Here is a 17,592-nt window from a genome sequence, read left to right as displayed (position 1 = left end):
ACATGTTCAGCGGAGATCTGCGAATTCCCTGGGGAACTCCTTGAGGGCGGACAGGATTGAGAGCGGCGCCGCCTGACCGAGCCCGCAGAGGGACGCCAGGCGCACGACCTCGCTCAGCTCCTCGAGCGTCGGGCCCCCCTGGCTGTTGCTCCGACCGTCGAGGAGATCCCGGAGCCGCGCCGTGCCTTCGCGGCACGGGGTGCACTTGCCGCAGGACTCGCGGGTATTGAAGTCGAGCAGGGTGCGCACGATGTCGCGAAGCGAGGCCCGCTCATCCAGGGCCGCGATCCCGCCGGTCCCGGGGCTGACGGCGCCGCCCGGCACCATGGGCTCATCGAGGAGCCGGGGCGGGACCAGGCTCCCGGACGGTCCGCCCACGAGCACGGCCTGGATCCGGTGGCCATCGCCCGGCCCGCCGCCCAGGCCCTCCACCAGATCGCGGAGCGTGGCGCCCATCGGCAGCTCGACCAGGCCGGGCCGGCGGACATGGCCCGAGAGGCCGAAGCACTTCATGCCGTGGCCGCGGCCCAGCCCCTTCCACCAGGCCGCACCGCGCCCCACGATCAGCGGCACGGCGAAGAGCGTCTCGACGTTGTTGATCACGGTGGGCTTACCCCAGAGACCCGCCTCCACGGGAAAGGGCGGCTTGGCCCGCGGCATGGCACGACGCCCCTCCAGCGACTCCATGAGCGCCGTCTCCTCGCCCAGAACAAAGCCTCCGGCTCCTCGGCGGATCTCGACCTCGACCGAGAAATCGCTGCCCAGCACGTGCTGGCTTACGAGGCCCCAGCGCCGCGCGGTATCCAGCGCCCGCTCCAAGCGCCGCGCGGCGAGGTTGGCTTCGCCGTGCACATAGAGATACACGTGGCTGGCCCCGGCGGCATACGCGGCCAGCAGGGCGCCCTCGAGCAGACGGTGGGGATCGCCCTCGAGGAGATGGCGGTCCTTGAAGATGCCGGGCTCGCCCTCCTCGCCGTTGACGATGAGGTACTTGGGCTCGCCGGCGGCGCGTCGCGCACCCTCCCACTTCACCGCCGCGGGGAAGTAGGCGCCACCGCGCCCCTGCAGTGACGCGGTCTTCACGGTCTCGATCACCGCCAGCGGATCGCCCGCGGCGAGGACGGCGGCCAGGGCTGCGTAGCTTCCCCGGTGGATCGCGTCGCCGATGTCGCCGGGGTCGACCACGCCCAATCGCTCGGTGAGTACCCGGCGCTGCCCGGCCAGGAAGGCGGTCACCGCCGGCGACTCGACGCGGCGGCCGGCCTCGACGGCATCGAGCAGCGCGCCCACGTCGCCCGGGGCGACCCGCGCCGCGGTCTCGGGCGGCGCGCCGGGGCGGAGCACGGTCACGGTGGGCGCGGCCCAGCACAGGCCGGAGCAGCCTGCGGCGATCACGCGCGCGCGCACGCCGCGCAGGCCTACCTCGGCGGCGAGGGCAGCCAGGGTGGTAGCCGCGCCCACCGAGAGGCCGCAGGAGCCGACGCCCACCGCGAGACGGACTTCGCCCGGGCTCGCGAGGGCCCGGGCCGCGCGCTCCAGGCCGTTGAACCAGACCGAGGGATCCACGACCTGGCCGATGGCCGGGCCGTGATCGCCCGCGGGCAGCGGCGACGGCGGGGACGAGGGAAACGCGATCACGGGCGGGTGGGGCTCGTACTCGACGCCCGGCTCCGCACCGCGCCCCATCGGCGCGGGCGCCCCCAGCACGCGATCCACGTCGTCGAGCGCGACGCGGCCGAGGTGGCGGCCGTCCACCTCGGCCACGGGCGCCATGGAGCAGTTGAAGGCGCAGTCGAGGCGCTCGAGCGTCCACTCGCCGTCGGCGGTGGTGGCATCCGCCCTCACGCCGAGGCGCCGCTCGAGCGCGGCCAGGAGATCGAGCGACCCGCCCACGCGGCAGGACACCCCCACGCAGACGCGGGCCACGTGCCGGCCCGGCTCGGCGAGGCGCAGCTCCGGATAGTGGGTGGCGACGCCGTAAACTTCGCTCACCGGCACCCGCAGATGCGCGGCGATGTCGGCGATCGCGTCGGGGGAGATCCAGCGCTCCGCGTGCTGCACGGCGTGAAGAGCGGGAAGCAGCCAGGTGCGCTCGCGGGGGAAGTGGTCGAGGGCGATCACGGCGTCGCGACGGGGTCGACCAGGCGCGCTTCGGCGAAGCCCTTGGCGCGCAGCAAGCAGGAGTCGCATGCGCCGCACGGCCGCCCGTCCGCGCCCGGCTCGTAGCACGACCAGGTGAGGGCGAAGTCCACGCCCAGCTCCCACGCGCGGAGCACGATCTGCGCCTTGGACAGGGCGATGAGCGGCGTGTGCACGCGGAAGCGGCTCGTGCCCTCTACGCCGGCCTTCGTCGCGAGGTTGGCGAGCTGCTCGAATGCCTCGATGAACTCCGGGCGGCAGTCGGGATAGCCCGAGTAGTCGAGGGCGTTGACGCCGATGAAGATGTCCTGGGCGCCCATCACCTCGGCCCAGCCAAGCGCGTAGGCGAGGAAGATGGTGTTGCGGGCTGGTACGTAGGTGACGGGGATGCCCTCGACGATCGCGGCCTCGCTACGGCCCTTGGGCACCGCGATGTCGGCGGTGAGCGCCGAGCCGCCGATGGCCCGGAGATCGAGGGGGAGCACGCAATGCTCGGCCGCCTCGAGCGCCTGAGCCACCCGGCGCGCCGACTCGAGCTCGCGGGCGTGGCGCTGGCCGTAGTCGAACGAGAGCGCACAGCACGTGAAGCCCTGGGCGCGGGCGATGGCCAGCGTGGTGCTGGAGTCGAGCCCACCGGAAAGGAGCACCACGGCACGTGGGCCCATCAGACGCCCCGCCGGGCCCCCCAGAGCATCACGTGGTGACGCGGTGAGAAGCGGAAGCCGTGGCGGGTGCACGCCTCGGCCACCCACGGGCTCCGCGCGATCAGGTCCTCGCGGCGTATGCCTTCGGGCTGGAGGAGGATGCGGCCTCGCGGCAGGGCGAAGCGCTCGGCGAGGTGCAGGACCTCGGCGAGGTCTCCCTCGTCGGTGACCACGAACTTCCACCAGGCCTCGGCGGCCAGGAATGCGCGGATGGCATCGGGCCGGATGCGCCGAGCCTCGGCGACGCCCGAGGCGGCCAGCTTCACGGACACGTTCCACTGAATGCGGCGCGCGTGGAGACCCGCGGGCGGGGCGAGCGTGCCGGAGGTCTCGACCTCGACCTCCCAGCCGCCGGCGAGCAGCGCCGCCACGAGGGGAGCGAACAGAGCCGACTCGAGCGGCTCGCCGCCGGTGACCACCGCGCGGCGGCAGGGGAAGGCGTGCATCTCCGCGAGGAGCCCGTCGAGGTGGATGGAGCGGCCGGCGTCCGCGTCCCAGGAGTACTTGGTGTCGCACCAGGCGCAGCCCACGGTGCAGCCCTGGAGCCGCGCGAACACCGCCGGCACGCCTGCCGTCGCGCCCTCCCCCTGGATCGAGTAGAAGACCTCGGCCACCCGCCCGCTCACCGCTGCCCTCGCCATGCGATCAGTCTACGCGACGCCGGTGTGGATGCAGACCGTGCCCATGCCGACGCGCTGGACCTTCACGGCGCGGAGCCCGACCTCGCCCATGAGACTGGTCAGTCCGGCGGGGGTGAGGAAGCGGTCCACGGACTGGGGGAGATAGGTGTAGGCCTCGCGATCGCCTGCGATGAGCCCGCCGATGCGCGGCACCAGGTGGTTGAAGTAGAGGCGGAACAGCGAGCGGAAGCCGGGCAGCGTGGCCTGGGTGATCTCGAGCGCGACCACGCGGCCGCCGGGGCGGGTCACGCGCTTCATCTCGGCCAGCCCCTGGCGGAGGTCCGCCAGGTTGCGAAGCAGGAAGGCGGAGGTCACGCAAGCGAAGGTGCGGTCGGCGAAGGGCAGGGCGAGCGCGTCGCCGGCGACCAGGCGCACGCGCTCGGCCGCGCCCACCTGGCGCACCTTCGTCACCGCCTCGCGCAGCATGCCGAGGGCGAAGTCCGCGGCAATGATGTCGCGATGCGGGTGGATCTCGCGCAGTTCGAGCGCGAGGTCGCCGGTGCCGGTGGCGAGGTCCAGCGCGGGGCCGTCGGGGCAGGCGATGGTCTGGCGCGCGGCCATGCGGCGCCACGCGTGGTGCATGCCGAACGTCATGAGGCCGTTCATGAGGTCGTAGCGTCCCGCGATGCGCGAGAACATCTCGCTCACGAACCGCGCCTTGTCGGGCCCGACGCCGAGATCGCGCGAAGCGGAGCTCATGCCCAGCGCCCGGCGAGGACGGCCGCGAAGAGGATCACCGCGATGTAGCCGTTGACGTTGAAGAAGGCCATGTCCAGCCTCGAGAGATCGCCCGGTGAGACCAGCGAGTGCTCGTAGACGAGCAGCGCCGCCACCACCCCGACGCCGCCCCAGTAGAGGAAGCCGAGGGAGAGCGTCCAGCCCAACAGCGCGAACGCGGCCACCGTCAGCACGTGGCACGCCTGCGCGGTGCGCAGCGCGGCGGCGATGCCGAAGCGCGCCGGGAAGGAGTGGAGGCCCTCCGCGCGGTCGAACTCGACGTCCTGGCAGGCGTAGATGAGATCGAAGCCGCCGATCCACACGGTCAGCGCGAACCAGAGGATGAAGGCGGGCGGCTCGAAGGCGCCCCGCACGGCGATCCAGCCCCCCGCGGCGGCGATGCCGTCGGTGAAGCCGAGGATCCAGTGCGAGAGCCAGGTGAAGCGCTTCGTGTAGGAATAGCCCACGAGGAAGAGGACGGCAAGCGGCGACAGCGCCAGGCAGAGCGGGTTGAGCATCCAGGCCGAGGCGAGCAGCAGGGCCCCGGCGGCCACCGCGGCGAGTGTCACCTGCGCCGCCGACAGGAGGCCCGCCGGCAGGTGACGCCCGCGGGTGCGCGGGTTCTTCGCGTCGATCCAGCGATCCGCCAGGCGGTTGACCGACATCGCCAGGGTGCGCGCGCCCACCATGGCGAGCGTCACCCAGACGAGCACGTGCCAGCCGGGCCAGCCGTCGGCCGCCAGCACCATGGCAATGTAGGCGAAGGGCAGGGCGAAGACGGTGTGCTCGAACTTGATGGCGTCGAGGAAGTGGCGGAGGGCGCCCGTCCCGCGGCTCATGAGAGCCCGAACTCGGTCCAGCGCCGGGTGACGCGCTCGCGGATCTCGGGCGTCATCACGATCTCATCGGGCCAGGGCTGCCCGATGCCGTCAGCCGCCGTCTTCTCGGTGGCGTCGATGCCGAGCTTGCCGCCGAACCGGTGGCGAAGCGCGGAGTGGTCGAGGTCGTCGGCGGGGCCGTCGACGAGCACGAGATCGCGCTTGGGGTCGACGTTCCCGGTGGCGCGCCAGGTGACCTCGGAGAGGTTCTGGACGTCCACGTGCTCGGACACGACCAGGATGTTCTTGGCCAGCATCATGAGCCCGAGCCCCCAGAGCGCGTACATCACCTTGCGCGCCTGGCCGGGATAGCGCTTGCGGATCGAGACGATCACCAGATTGTGGAACACGCCCTCCGCCGGCATGTTCATGTCCACGATCTCGGGCAGCATCATCTTGATGATCGGCAGGAAGATGCGCTCGGTGGCCTTGCCCAGCCAGTAGTCTTCCTGCGGCGGGCGGCCCACGATCGTCGTCGGGTAGATGGGAGCACGCCGGCGCGTGATGGCCTGGAGGTGGAACACGGGGTACTCGCGCGCGAGCGAGTAGTAGCCGGTGTGATCGCCGAACGGCCCCTCCACCCGCCGCTCTGCCGGGTCCACCCAGCCCTCGAGCACGATCTCGGCCTCCGCCGGCACCTCGAGGTCGACGGTCTTGCACGCCACCATCGGCACGCCGCCGCCGCGGAGCCAGCCCGCGAACACCATCTCGTCCACGCTGGGCGGCAGCGGCGCCGAGCCCGCGTAGATCGACACGGGATCCCCGCCGAGGGCGATGGCCACCTCCATCCGCCGCGCGCCCCGCTCCTCGGCCACGCGCTGATGCTCGGCGGAGCCCTTGTGGATCTGCCAGTGCATGCCGAGGGTCTGCTCGTCGTACACCTGGAGGCGATACATGCCGACGTTGCGGGCCTTGGTCGCGGGATCGCGGGTGAAGACGAGCGGCAGCGTGATGTAGCGTCCCGCGTCGCCCGGCCAGCAGCGCAGCACGGGGAGAGTCCCGAGGTTCGGCCGATCGGTCTCCACGACCTCCTGGCAGGACGCCGTGCGCACGCGCTTGGGACCGGCCTTGGCGAGGTCGAAGAGGTCGCCGAGGCGTCGCAGCTTGTCGAAGAGCGAGCCCGGCATGCGGAGATCGAGGAGCTTGGCGACCCGCGCGGAGAGATCCGCGAGCCGATCCACGCCTAGGGCCGCCGCCATGCGTGTCGGCGAGCCGAAGGCGTTGATCAGCACCGGCATCGAGAACCCCTCGACGGTCTCGAACAGCAGGGCGATGTTGCCGTCACCCGGGCGCTTGGAGACGCGGTCGGTGATCTCGGTGATCTCGAGATCGCGCGAGACGGGCGCGCTGATCCGGCGGAGCTGGCCCGTCTTCTCGAGGTGGGCGACGAACTCGCGGAGATCGCCGAAAGCCACGCCGGCTACCGGGCCCCCTCACTCATGGTAGTAGAGCGTCACCAGCCACCCCGCGAGGACGGGGAAGATCACGCTCGACGCGACGCGCACGCCCACGAAGTGCCAGCCCATCAGCGGCGCTTCCCACGCAATGATGCGCTGCAGGCCGAAGAGCGACCAGGAGGTCATGTAGGCGACCAGGGGGCCCAGCGCCATCCCCGAGTTGGCGAGCACCACGAGCAGCGGCACGCTCACCATGGGGCCGCCGGGAGTGATCATGCCGGCCACGCTCGCCACGCAGATCGCGGTGAGGCCGGACTGACGCCCGAAGAAGCGCGCCACCGTCTCCTGCGGGATCAGCACCTGCAGCATGCCGGCCAGGATCAGCGCGGGGACCAGCCGGGGAATGATGAACCAGAGGAGCGCGAGGCCGTTGCGCGCACCGATAGCCGGTAGCCCGGGGTCTTTCAGGTAGGCCAGCGCGGCGGTGACGAGGGCGAGCGCCGCGAGCACGACGAAGGATACATCGAACGACGCGCGCGCCATGCGGGCGATTATACGCCAGAGTCGTCCATACTCATGCGTGGCGGCCGTCGGCCGGCCCCCCGCCGCGCGTGGCCCGAATTCCCCAGCGCGCGCGCTCGGGCCACGCGCAGCGAAAATCAGAGGAACGCGCGCTCCAGGAACAACACGAGGCCGACCACGAGGATCGCGGCGGACGAGGTGACGACCGCCGCGTGCGACCAGCGGGTGCGGCGGAGCACGATCAACAGGGGCAAGCAGAGCGCGACCACGAGGGCCTGGCCCAGCTCCACGCCGACGTTGAAGCCGAGGAGGGAGAGCAGCAGGCCGTGCGCGGGCAAGCCGAGCTCGCGGAGGGCGGAGGAGAAGCCGAAGCCGTGGACCAGCCCGAAGCAGAAGCTGACCAGCCAGCGGCGGGAGACGGCAGGCCGGCCGACCAGGTTCTCGGCCGCGACATAGGCGATCGAGAGCGCGATCACCGCCTCGATGAGGCGATCGGGCAGGGTGACCACCTGCAGCACCGCCAGCGACAATGTCACGCTGTGGGCGATCGTGAACGCGGTGATGATCTTGGCCAGCGACAGCAGGTCCCCGCCCGGCAGCAGCAGCCCAATCACGAAGAGCAGATGGTCGTAGCCGCTCAGGATGTGATGGATGCCCAGGAGCACGAAGCTGCCCGTCGCGCGGGAGGTCTCCGGTACGGCCTCTATGGGGAAGTGACCGACGCGTGTCTCGGGGGCGAACGCGAACTGTTGCGTGCCCCCCGGCGCCTCGATCCGGGCGAGAGTGTGGTGGTCCGGACCCAGTATCTCGAAGGTGTTGTCCTGGACGGTCAGCTCCCGCGGCGCGCGCCCGCAGGCGAAGTCCACGCGTATCGTGAAAGTCGGGGCCGGGAAGGCCCCGGGAACGACCTCGCCGGGCCCCGGCTCGCAGCGGACGTCGCCGGCCCGCAGCACGATGTGCTTCCGCACGAGGTCGAGGAGCGGCTCGCGGCTCGGCGCGTCTCCCCCCTGGGCGAGACGGAGCGCCTCCGCGAGGTCTGAAGGCAGGACGGCGGTGGCGAGCGTCGCCTCGTACCGGACGGTGCCCCGGCTCACCGTGATCACCGCGTACCCGGTGGTACCGCCGGTATGGGCGAGACCGGCAGCGGGCACGGCGAGGAACAGCAGGGCCCCGAGCGCGTGTCGGAGGGATAGGGTGCTCATCCGCGGGTGGAGTCGCGGATGAACTCTTCCCACTCGGCTCCAATGAAGCGCGACATGAGATAGACCTGATCGTGCCCCACCAGCTTCATGTACTGCAGTACTTGCTGGGGGTTCGGGGCTCCGAAGGCGGCCTCCAGCACGCGGGTCTCGCCGCGATAGAGCGTGGCCACGAATCCGGGGGGATCGAGCCCGAACTCCCGCAGGCCGATGGGGACCCACTCCGCCGGCTCCATCACCCGCACCGGGGCCGAGACGTGCATGAACTTGATGGACGCGTCCAGATGGGCGGCCAGGCCCGAGGGCAAGGGCCGCGCGCCGTCGCGCCAGCCGTCCGCGGCGCGGACGAACCGCCAGCGACCGGCCGCGGTCCGCACCTCCACGCCGTCGATCTCGGCGGGTTGCTCGCTCATCACCCCCGCGGGGGTGAACTTCACGAACTGCTTGCTCTCCGGGAGCTGCCCGGAGACCACCATCGCCGCGAGCACGCCCAAGGCGAGGAGCGCGCCCAGCAGAGCCAGTACGCGGCGGCTCGGCCCTATCGCCGTCTCCACCACACCATCACCCCCACCCCCACCACCGAGAGCGGGAGCAGGACCTCGATCAGGAGGAAGATCCGCTGCATCTGGGACTTGGTCAGGAGCACCAGCGGCGGCACTGGCATGCGGGTGGTGACGGTCGGGGTTTGCTCCTCGCGGGCCGCCCAGCGGATCATGGCGAGGGACAGATCGCCGTTGGACATGTAGGGCAGAAACGAGTTGCTCGCGAAATCCCCGTCGCCGACCACGACCAGGCGAAACGGCCGCGGCCCCGCTGGCTGTCCGGGCCACGAGCCCTCGAAGGCCGCCGCGAGGGGACGCCGGCCCGGCTGGCCGGGCGCGGAGCGGGCCGCGTCCCTCCCGTTGGATGCGAGCTCATTCACGACTTTCACCGGCTGGGTGAAGCTCTGGGGGCTGCTCGCGAAGAGGATCTTGGCGGTCACGCCGGGCGGCGGCGGCCCCAAGGTCAGCGAGCGAACGCCGGGGAAGAAGCTGAGGGCGATGCCGCGCGTGATCGGGTGCGGCTCGTAGACCGGGATCGCGACGACCTCGGGATCTGTCGAGTAGTGGTCGAGCGGGTCGATCACAACGTTCTGGTCGACGGCCAGGCCGAGCTGCGCGAGCCCGGCCCGTAGCCGGGGCTCGAGCACGAACCCAAGGTCGTACATCAGCACCGCGGCGCCTCCCCGAGCCAGGTAATCGAAGAGCGCGTCGCTCTCGGCGGGGAGATAGGTGGTGCGGGGATTGACGTCCACCACCGCCGCGCAGTCGGATGGGATCTCGGGCCGCGCCCCGGTCACGACCTTGCGGACGTCGTAGCCGAAGGACTCCAGCGCGCGGCGCAAGCGCCCGGCTCCGTGGGAGCGCATCTGCACGAGGGCGGAGGCGCCTTCGCCGTGCCCATGGCCGGCCACCCCCTCGAAGTGGGTGTGGAACTCGAAGTTCTCCATCGGATACTCGTTGTGCCCTTCGATGAAGCAGACGGTGGTGACGCGCTCCCGCAGCACGCGGAGGATGCCCAGCGCGATCTGGTTCTCGTCGGTGCTGAAGACCTGAATGCGGCGGTCGTCGCTCTCCAGCACCGCCGCGTTGTAGATCCGCACCCCGTAGGTGTCGGCCACGCTCGGCTGCTTATCGGGGTCGACGGTGCGCACGTGCAGGCGGGGATTACGCCGCCCGAGCACCTCCACCATGTCCTTGGCACGGCGCCCCTCCTGGTGCTGAGCCTGGTAGAAATAGGTCAGCTTGACGTCGCGTCGGAGCAGGTCGACGACCTGCTCGGCCTGCCGGGACGGCGTGAACACGGCCTCGCGGGTGAGGTCGAAGTGCGCGTCGTGCAGCACGAGGGCCACGTTGGCCAGCACCGCGATGCCGAGCGTGGCCAGGACGATCCCGGCGCCATAGGCGAGGGCCAGCGGCCGTCGCAGGCGGGGCTGCAAGGGCAGCCGGGCCCCGAGGACGAAGAGCGTTGCGAGGGCCGCGAGCCAAGCCACGAACCAGAGAGAGTTGACGACGTCGAGACGATCCATCCCTATCGCCGGCCTATCGGCGGGCGAGTGCGCGGCTGCTCAGAAACAGCCCGGTCAGGACGAGGGTGACGAAGAACCCCACGTCCGACAGGAACATCGCGCCGGTGGCGAAGGGCGTGAAGTGCGCGACCAGGGAGGCGTGGGAGACGATCCGATCGAAGGGGTCGGGCAGGAGGTAGCCGAGGGTGTCGATCATCCACAGCAGGATGCCGACGCCCATGGCCGCCATCGCCGCCACGATCTGGTTCGGGGCCAGGCTGGAGGCGAGCAGCCCGACCGCGGTCAAGCCCGCCGCGAGGAGGAAGAGCCCGAGGAACCCGCTGTAGATCGGCCCCCAGTCCGGATCGCCGTAGACGCCGAGGACGATCGCGTAGCTCGCGGTCAGGACGAGCATCAGGGTCGGCAGGGTGAGCCCGGCCAGGAACTTGGCGACCACGATGTCCATCTCCCGGACCGGCGCGGTGAGCAGGAGCTCCAGGGTGCCGGCGCGCCGCTCCTCCGCGAACAGACGCATGGTCACCACCGGCACGATGAGCAGGAACAGCACCGCGGCCTGGAAGAAGACGCGCACGAGATCTCCGGTGCGGTTGAGGAAGAGCACCGCGGTGAACGTATAGCCCATCAGGAGGAGGTAGACCGCGACGGTGGAGTAGGCGATCGGCGAGGAGAAGACGGCCCGCTCCTCCTTCAGCAGCAGGGTGCCGAGGTGACTCACCGGATCGCCTCCGGAGCCTGGCCCGTGAGCTCGAGGAACAGCGCTTCCAGGTCCCGGGGAGCCGTGGTCATCTCGAGGAGGCCGAAGCCGGCCGCGATCAGCGCTGCGGCGATCCGGTCTGCGTTCGGTCCCACCCGGCTCTCCACCAGGTACCTGTTGACGTCCGGCGCGGGGGTACTTTCCACCGTCACCGCCTGCACGCCGGGGATCTCCTGGAGCCGGGCGCGGACCGCCTCGACGGGACCCTGGACGCGCAGACGAAGTCGAGCGTCGACGCCATCCGTCCGGAGGCGATGCACGCCCAGAAGCCGGCCGGCGAGCAGGACCGCCACTCGGTCCGCCACCCGCTCGATCTCGCCCAGGATGTGCGACGTGACCAGGACCGCGTGGGCGCCCGCGAGGGCTCGGATGTGACCGCGCATCTCGATGATCTGCCATGGGTCGAGACCGTTGGTGGGCTCGTCGAGCACCAGGACCGCCGGATCTCCGAGAAGGGCCTGCGCGATCGCGACGCGCTGTCGGTATCCCCGGGAAAGCGTTGCGATGAGCAGGTCGCGCACGCTTCCGAGCGCCAGACGCTCGACCGCGGCCTCGACGGCGCGGCTCACCGCGCCGCCCCGGAGGCCGCGCAGCCGCGCCATGAATCGGAGGAACTCGCGGACCCGCATCCACTCGTAGAGAGGCACGTCCTCGGGGACGTAGCCTACCCGCGCGCGGGCCTCGCGCGATCGGGCCACCATGTCCAGGTCCGCGATGCGGACCGCGCCCTCGCTGGGATGGAGGTAGCCGGTCAGGATCCGGAGGATCGTCGTCTTGCCCGAGCCGTTCGGGCCGAGCAGACCCATGACCTCGCCGCGCTCGACCTCGAGGGAGACTCGATCGACCGCCAGGCGGGAGCCATACCACTTGCTGAGCTGCTCGACGGCGATCAGCGGAGGCATGCGGAGCAGAAGACGACACCGCCGGACGGTCTCGCCGTCCGACGGTGCGTGGGTTCGTTCCGGCCGTCTACTCGAAGACCTGCGGGGCGTGGGTGGAGCGCGCCTTCCCGGCGGGACCGTCCGGATCGTGGGCGGTCATGAAGCTCGCGTTCTCCCGACCCTGCATCGTCCGGATGTACTCGTAGGCATTCAGGATGCCCGTCGGATTGTAGGCCAGCGAGATGTCGGGCAGTAGATTCTTGGTGACGTTCTCGGAGAAGTAGACGTTGTCGCTGGTCAGGATCACCGTCCCGGTCTTCGGAAGACGGACGATCGCCATCTGGCTACCGGGAGTGTGGCCCGGCCAGCTCTTCAGCACCACGCTACCATCGCCGAACACGTCGAGGTCACCGGTGAGCTGCTCCATCTTGTACTTGTTCGGCAGCGCCTCGCCCATGTCGTTCCGCAGGCAGGCCACGTCGCCCGGGACGTACGGGCCGGCGGTGCCGGGCTCAGGCCACGCGGCGTTCTTCATCTCGTCCTTCTGGACGAGGAAGATCGCCTTCGGGAACTTGCAGACATTGCCGCCATGGTCCAGGTGCATGTGCCCGACGGCCACGTACTTGATGTCGTCGGGGGTCAGCCCGATCTTCTTGAGCTGCGTGTCGATGGCCACGTCGGGGCCGCGCTCGGGCGTGAGGCCCTTGATGAACGGTCCCCAGTAGCTCGGGTCATTGATGATCTTGTCGTTGTTCCCGGTGTCGAAGAGAAAGTTACCCTTCGGGTGCCGAACCACGAAGAAGCCGACCGGCACGGTGATGGGATTGCTCGAGGCCCCGGACTGGAGCGCGCTCTTCGCGATCGTGAGGCCGCCCGAGCTGAACACGTACATCTTCATGCCGGCAGGCGCGGGGCTCTGCGCCGGGGTGATGGAGGGAACGACCAGGAGCGCCACGGCGACGCTCGCGACCAAGCCAAGAATTCTCCGATTCATTCGGCTCTCCTCAGCGGTCCCGAACTTCCGCTCTGAAGACACGACGTGTAAGACTCCGATTCAGCCCGCCGGCCTCCTCCCGACGGTCACGACCCGGGCCGACGCGCGGAAGTATGGAAGCGGCCACCAGGGTTGTCAAGGTCGTGACACGGCTTTGCATCGGCAAGAACAATAAGGGTCCATCCAGCGGCTACGAGTAGCGCGCGGATCGTCACCTGCCGTGCCGGGCCGGCGGCCGTGGAGACCTGGCCCGTTCCGCCGGGTTTTTCGCGACCGCGGCATTGGCAGTTCGGTGGACTATACTCATGCGTGACGGCCGTCGGCCGGCCCCATGCGCTGGACCATTCGCGCCAAACTCGTCACCCTCGTGCTGGGCGTGCTCGCGCTGCTCGTCGCGGGCGCCGCCTGGAGCTTCTGGCTCGACCAGCGCATCGCCCGGGCGCAGTCCCAGGAGGCGCTCCTCGCGGTGGCGCGCGCGAGCGCGCATCAGCTCGACGCCCTCCTGTCGGGGCGCATCGAGAGCCTCCGGACGCTCGCGGCGGTGCGAGTCCTGGATCGACTGCAGGCCGCCGACCTCGCCGAGATGACCGAGCAGGCGCAGGCCACGCAGCCCTTCGTCTCCGGCTTCCTGGCCACCACCCCCGAGGGCCGCGTGCTCGTCTCGAGCGCGCCGCCCGATGCCCGCGCGCTCGCGGGGCTTGTCGACGATCCGGCCTTCCAGGCGGCGTTCAAGGGCGTCGAGCCGCAGGTCGGGGATGCGCGCGCCGGGATGCTGGGCGCGGCGCGGGCGGCAGCCATCGTGGTGCCGACCACGGGGATGCGAGGTCAGGTCACGGGGGCCCTCGTCGCTGAGCTCGATCTCGACAAGCTCTCCACGTTCCTCGACGCCACGTCCACACACGAGGGCGTGGCGCTCAGCGTGCTGAGCGCCGAGCGCGAGGTGCTGGCGAGCACGACGCCCGCCGGGCCGCTCGTCGGCCGCATGATCGGCGCGGCGCGGGAGGCCTCGGAGCTGATCCGCCTTCGCGACGGGGTGGGTGAGTGGCGGGCGGAGAACGGCACGCGCTACCTCGCCGGGGCCGCCGGGCTCACGCAAGCGCCGTGGATGGTGGTGGCGGCCACCCCTACGCGTGTCGCCTACGGGCCCGCGGCGGCGCGCTTCCGCGCCAACCTCTTCGGTCTCGGCGCGATCACCGCCTTCGGGCTCGGAGTGGCCTGGCTCATTGGCCGGCAGTTCGCCGCCGCGAGCCGGGAGCGCGAGCAGGCGGTGGCCGGCCTCGCGGCCCGCGAGCGGCGGTTCACCGCGCTGACCGAGGTGAACGCGGCCCTCATCCAGGAGCTGGACCTCGCCCCGCTGCTCCGCCACATCACGGAGGCGCTGGCCCGGGTCACCGGGGCGCCCGCGGTCGTGCTCTGGGACGCCGACACGGTGAACCGCCGGCTCGTGCGCCGTGCGTGGACGGTGCACCCCTCGGTGAGCATGCTCGACATGCCCATGGAACTCGGCTTCGAGCAGGGCGGCACGGGCTGGGTCGCGCGGAACCGCGCGCCGCTCTTCGTGGACGACGTCACGGTCGACGAGCGCATCCAGTCGGTGAGCTGGGCGCGCGCCAATGACCTCACGGCGTTCGCCGGCGCGCCCGTGGTGGCCGGCGACGTGCTGGCCGGCGTGCTCACCCTCAATCTCCGGCGCGGCGAGGGGCTCGGCGAGGACGGCCGCGAGCTGCTCGTCTCGTTCGCGTCCCAGGCCGCCCTGGCCGTCCGGAACGCACGGCTCTTCTTGGAGACCCAGGCGCGCCGGCGCGAGGCGGAATCGCTGGCCGGGCTGGGCCGTGTGCTCGCGCAGACGCTCGACCCGGTCGCGATGGCCCAGGAGATCGCGGACGCCGTGCGCGCGCTGATCGGCACGCAGACCGCCGGGCTCTACCGTCTCGATCCGGACTCCGGCGACATCATCGCGGTGGCGACCTCGGGCGACGTGGGGCCGACCCAGGGGCGCGTCGTCGTGTTTCCGCGCGGCACCGGAGTGGCCAGCCTGGCGGCGCGCGAGCGCCGGCCCGTGATCACGGCGAACCTCCTGGACGACCCGCGCATCACGTTGCCCCCGGAGGTGCGCGCCCGCATCGAGCAGGCCACGTACCGCGCGGTCCTCTCGGTCCCGCTGGTGGCGCGCGACACCGTCCTGGGCGCGCTGTCGGTGGGCGACCTGGCCGGCCGTGTGTTCACCGAGAGCGACGTGCGCGTGGCCCAGGCGGTGGCCGATCAGGCCGCGCTCACGCTCGAGAACGCGCGCCTCTACGTCGAGGCCACGCGCCGCCGTCTCGAGGCCGAAGAGCTGGCCAGTGTGGCGCGCAGCCTCACCGAGACGCTGGACGTCACCGCGGTGGGCCGCCACATCGTGGAAGGGGTGTGCCCGCTGCTGAGCGCGAGCTTCGCGCGGCTCCGCCTCCGCGAGCCCGACGGCTCCCTGCGCGCGGTGGCGTGGTTCGGCGAGGGGCCGGACTTCGTGGGGCCGCGGCACATGCTGCCGCCGGGCGCGGGCATCGCCGGCCGCGCGGTCCAGGAGGGTAAGTCAGTCTGGGTGTCCGACTTCGCCTCCGACGCACGCACGACCCTCACCGACGGCCTCCGCCAGTACAGCCAGCGCAGCGACGCACGCGCCGTCCTCGGCGTGCCCCTCCGCGTGCGCGGGGAGATCATCGGCGCCCTCACCGTGGGCGACCAGACCGGGCGCGTGTACACGCCCGGCGACGTGGCCCTCGCGGAGGCCTTCGCGGATCAGGCGGCGCTCGCCCTCGACAACGCGCGCCTCTACGAGGAGACGCGCGAGCGGCTGCGCGCGCTCCAGGACACGCAGGCCCAGTTGGTGCAGGCGGCCAAGCTCTCCGCGGTGGGTCAGCTCGTTTCCGGCGTCGCCCACGAGCTCAACAACCCCCTGTCCGTGGTGATCGGCCACGGGCAGCTCATGCTCTCCAAGAATCCACCGGCCGAGATCCGCCGTCCCATCGAGCTGATCGTCGCCCAGGGCGATCGCATGGCCAAGATCGTCCAGGGGCTGCTCCTGTTCTCGCGGCAGCGTGCCACCGCGCGCGGGCCCGTGAACCTGCCCGAGATCATCGAGCAGACCCTGTTCCTGCGCGCGGCGCAGCTCCGCCTCTCGGGCATCGAGGTGCGTTTGGAGTTCGCGTCCGATTCGCCGCCTGCCGAGGGCGACGCGCATCAGCTGCAGCAGGTGATCCTGAATCTGCTGCTGAACGCCGAGCAGGCCATCCTCCAGGCGCGAGCCGAGCGGCCCCGCCCCATCGACGACACCGGGGAGTCCGGGGACCGGATCATCGTGCGCACCGAGGCGACCTGGATCGGTGGAGTGGAGTGGGTGCGTCTCGAGGTGGAGGACAATGGCCCGGGCATCGCGCCCGCCGTGCTGCCGCGGATCTTCGAGCCGTTTTTCACGACGAAAGCGGTGGGGCAGGGCACCGGCCTCGGCCTGAGCGTGTCGTACGGCATCGTGGAGCAGCACGCGGGGCGGCTCAGCGCGGTGAGCGAGCCCGGTTGCACCGTCTTCACGGTGCTGCTGCCCCGCTACGCGGCGGGCCGCCCCGCCCCCACCGCAAGCGCGGCCGACCGGGCGCGCGCGGTGGGATCGGGCCGCAGTGCGCTCGTCGTCGACGACGAGCCGGAGATCATCGAGGTCGTCACGACCGTGCTCGAGCGCTCGGGCTGGAAGGTGGAGACCGCCGACGGCGGCCGGGCGGCCCTCGAGCGCGTGCGCGCCGCCCACTACGATCTCGTCGTGTCCGACATCCGCATGCCCGCGGGCGACGGCGAGACCTTCTATCGCGAGGCGGTGGCGGCGCGGCCCGCGCTCGCCGGCCGCTTCCTGTTCATCACCGGCGACACCGCCAATCCCGGCGCGTGGGCCTTCGTCCAGTCCGCGCACATCGCCGTGCTCGAGAAGCCGTTCAAGGCCGACGATCTGCTCGCCGCCATCGAGCGCCTCACCCTCTGAGCGCGCGCGGTCTTGACTTCGCGCCACCGCATCGGGTAGATGAGGGCATGACCAAGGCCGATCTCGTCGCCGCGATGGCGAAGGCCTCCGGCGGATCGAAGGTCTCCTCGGAGAAGGCGCTCGAGACCTTCGTGCGCGGTGTGTTCCAGTCGCTCCGCCACGGGCGCCGCGTCACCATCGGCGGCTTCGGGACTTTCATGGTCAGCCGCCGCGCCGAGCGCAACGGTCGCAACCCGCGCACGGGCAGCGCGATTCGCATTCCCGCAAAGAAAGTACCGCGCTTCAAGCCGAGCCGCTCGCTGAAGGCCGCCGTTCTCTAGCGGTCCGGCTCACCCGTAACGCTCGCGCCCGGGGCCGCACACAGTACGCGCAATGCCGCCCGCTGCCTTGACACTTGCGAACACGGGCACGTACAATGGCCGTCGCGCTGGGGGATCGTCTAATGGTAGGACGCCAGGTTCTGGCCCTGGTAATGGGGGTTCGAGCCCTCCTCCCCCAGCCATTTTTCGTTTCCGCAGCGCTCGAGGTGTGACGCCAGCGGAGCAAGTAGACGCGCGCAGTCGACGCACGGCCGGCCCCATCGTCTAGTGGTCTAGGACACGGCCCTCTCAAGGCTGAAACACGGGTTCGAACCCCGTTGGGGCCACCAC

15 protein-coding genes and 2 tRNA genes are annotated in these 17,592 nt (G+C 71.1%); 4 read left to right on the top strand and 13 right to left on the bottom strand.

The window, feature by feature from the left end; all coding sequences use genetic code 11:
- Positions 1-6 precede the first annotated feature (6 nt).
- The 13 genes from VFX14_07035 to VFX14_06975 form a co-directional block, all read right to left on the bottom strand.
- A complete protein-coding gene (locus VFX14_07035) occupies positions 7-2,121 on the bottom strand; it encodes an NAD(P)H-dependent oxidoreductase subunit E (protein ID HEU5189425.1) in 2,115 nt (704 codons plus the stop codon).
- The gene (queC, locus tag VFX14_07030; GenBank protein HEU5189424.1) at positions 2,118-2,804 is read right to left on the bottom strand and encodes a 7-cyano-7-deazaguanine synthase QueC; all 687 of its coding nucleotides are present in this window, start codon (positions 2,802-2,804) and stop codon (positions 2,118-2,120) included. The genes VFX14_07035 and queC overlap by 4 nt, the downstream gene beginning before the upstream one ends.
- Entirely contained in the window at positions 2,804-3,484 is a 681-nt protein-coding gene (locus tag VFX14_07025) for a 7-carboxy-7-deazaguanine synthase QueE (protein ID HEU5189423.1), read from the bottom strand. The genes queC and VFX14_07025 overlap by 1 nt, the downstream gene beginning before the upstream one ends.
- A 9-nt stretch (positions 3,485-3,493) precedes the next feature.
- Positions 3,494-4,222 (bottom strand): ubiquinone/menaquinone biosynthesis methyltransferase, encoded by a 729-nt coding sequence (locus VFX14_07020; GenBank protein ID HEU5189422.1) that lies wholly within the window; start codon positions 4,220-4,222, stop codon positions 3,494-3,496.
- Positions 4,219-5,079, bottom strand: coding sequence for a UbiA-like polyprenyltransferase (locus VFX14_07015; protein ID HEU5189421.1), 861 nt, complete (start codon positions 5,077-5,079; stop codon positions 4,219-4,221). Before VFX14_07015 ends, VFX14_07020 begins: the two co-directional genes overlap by 4 nt.
- Positions 5,076-6,533: a menaquinone biosynthesis decarboxylase gene (locus VFX14_07010; GenBank protein ID HEU5189420.1), complete on the bottom strand. Its 1,458-nt coding sequence runs from the start codon at positions 6,531-6,533 to the stop codon at positions 5,076-5,078. Before VFX14_07010 ends, VFX14_07015 begins: the two co-directional genes overlap by 4 nt.
- Before the next feature lie 18 nt (positions 6,534-6,551).
- On the bottom strand, positions 6,552-7,058 hold the full coding sequence (locus VFX14_07005) for a permease (GenBank protein ID HEU5189419.1): 507 nt from the start codon (positions 7,056-7,058) through the stop codon (positions 6,552-6,554).
- A gap of 116 nt (positions 7,059-7,174) precedes the next feature.
- Positions 7,175-8,239: a HupE/UreJ family protein gene (locus VFX14_07000; protein HEU5189418.1), complete on the bottom strand. Its 1,065-nt coding sequence runs from the start codon at positions 8,237-8,239 to the stop codon at positions 7,175-7,177.
- Entirely contained in the window at positions 8,236-8,790 is a 555-nt protein-coding gene (locus tag VFX14_06995; GenBank protein ID HEU5189417.1) for a hypothetical protein, read from the bottom strand. Before VFX14_06995 ends, VFX14_07000 begins: the two co-directional genes overlap by 4 nt.
- Positions 8,775-10,304: a Gldg family protein gene (locus VFX14_06990; protein ID HEU5189416.1), complete on the bottom strand. Its 1,530-nt coding sequence runs from the start codon at positions 10,302-10,304 to the stop codon at positions 8,775-8,777. The genes VFX14_06995 and VFX14_06990 overlap by 16 nt, the downstream gene beginning before the upstream one ends.
- Positions 10,305-10,317: 13 nt before the next feature.
- Positions 10,318-11,019: an ABC transporter permease gene (locus tag VFX14_06985; GenBank protein ID HEU5189415.1), complete on the bottom strand. Its 702-nt coding sequence runs from the start codon at positions 11,017-11,019 to the stop codon at positions 10,318-10,320.
- The gene (locus VFX14_06980) at positions 11,016-11,960 is read right to left on the bottom strand and encodes an ABC transporter ATP-binding protein (protein HEU5189414.1); all 945 of its coding nucleotides are present in this window, start codon (positions 11,958-11,960) and stop codon (positions 11,016-11,018) included. The genes VFX14_06985 and VFX14_06980 overlap by 4 nt, the downstream gene beginning before the upstream one ends.
- Positions 11,961-12,027: 67 nt before the next feature.
- Positions 12,028-12,933, bottom strand: coding sequence for an N-acyl homoserine lactonase family protein (locus tag VFX14_06975; protein ID HEU5189413.1), 906 nt, complete (start codon positions 12,931-12,933; stop codon positions 12,028-12,030).
- Between the two features lie 331 nt (positions 12,934-13,264).
- Between VFX14_06975 and VFX14_06970 the strand changes: the two genes are divergently transcribed.
- The 4 genes from VFX14_06970 to VFX14_06955 all read left to right on the top strand — a co-directional run bounded on the left by VFX14_06970 (position 13,265) and on the right by VFX14_06955 (position 17,591).
- Positions 13,265-16,942, top strand: a complete 3,678-nt coding sequence (locus VFX14_06970) for a GAF domain-containing protein (GenBank protein HEU5189412.1) — start codon at positions 13,265-13,267, stop codon at positions 16,940-16,942.
- A 47-nt stretch (positions 16,943-16,989) separates the two neighbouring features.
- Positions 16,990-17,262, top strand: coding sequence for an HU family DNA-binding protein (locus tag VFX14_06965; protein ID HEU5189411.1), 273 nt, complete (start codon positions 16,990-16,992; stop codon positions 17,260-17,262).
- A gap of 108 nt (positions 17,263-17,370) precedes the next feature.
- Positions 17,371-17,444, top strand: a tRNA-Gln gene (locus VFX14_06960).
- Positions 17,445-17,515: 71 nt separating this feature from the next.
- Positions 17,516-17,591: transfer RNA gene (locus VFX14_06955), tRNA-Glu, on the top strand.
- Position 17,592: the final 1 nt, after the last annotated feature.

This window comes from Candidatus Methylomirabilota bacterium (assembly GCA_035764725.1).
In the GTDB taxonomy this organism is placed as follows: domain Bacteria; phylum Methylomirabilota; class Methylomirabilia; order Rokubacteriales; family CSP1-6; genus DASRWT01.
This window is presented reverse-complemented; position numbering and strand designations above follow the sequence as displayed.

Coding starts and splice junctions, on each gene's coding strand:
- VFX14_07000 (HEU5189418.1), bottom strand. CDS start 8,239: ATGAGCACCCTATCCCTCCGACACGCGCTCGGGGCCCTGCTGTTCCTC.
- VFX14_07015 (HEU5189421.1), bottom strand. CDS start 5,079: ATGAGCCGCGGGACGGGCGCCCTCCGCCACTTCCTCGACGCCATCAAG.
- VFX14_06965 (HEU5189411.1), top strand. CDS start 16,990: ATGACCAAGGCCGATCTCGTCGCCGCGATGGCGAAGGCCTCCGGCGGA.
- VFX14_06970 (HEU5189412.1), top strand. CDS start 13,265: ATGCGCTGGACCATTCGCGCCAAACTCGTCACCCTCGTGCTGGGCGTG.
- VFX14_06990 (HEU5189416.1), bottom strand. CDS start 10,304: ATGGATCGTCTCGACGTCGTCAACTCTCTCTGGTTCGTGGCTTGGCTC.
- VFX14_07020 (HEU5189422.1), bottom strand. CDS start 4,222: ATGAGCTCCGCTTCGCGCGATCTCGGCGTCGGGCCCGACAAGGCGCGG.
- VFX14_06980 (HEU5189414.1), bottom strand. CDS start 11,960: ATGCCTCCGCTGATCGCCGTCGAGCAGCTCAGCAAGTGGTATGGCTCC.
- VFX14_07025 (HEU5189423.1), bottom strand. CDS start 3,484: ATGGCGAGGGCAGCGGTGAGCGGGCGGGTGGCCGAGGTCTTCTACTCG.
- queC (HEU5189424.1), bottom strand. CDS start 2,804: ATGGGCCCACGTGCCGTGGTGCTCCTTTCCGGTGGGCTCGACTCCAGC.
- VFX14_06975 (HEU5189413.1), bottom strand. CDS start 12,933: ATGAATCGGAGAATTCTTGGCTTGGTCGCGAGCGTCGCCGTGGCGCTC.
- VFX14_07005 (HEU5189419.1), bottom strand. CDS start 7,058: ATGGCGCGCGCGTCGTTCGATGTATCCTTCGTCGTGCTCGCGGCGCTC.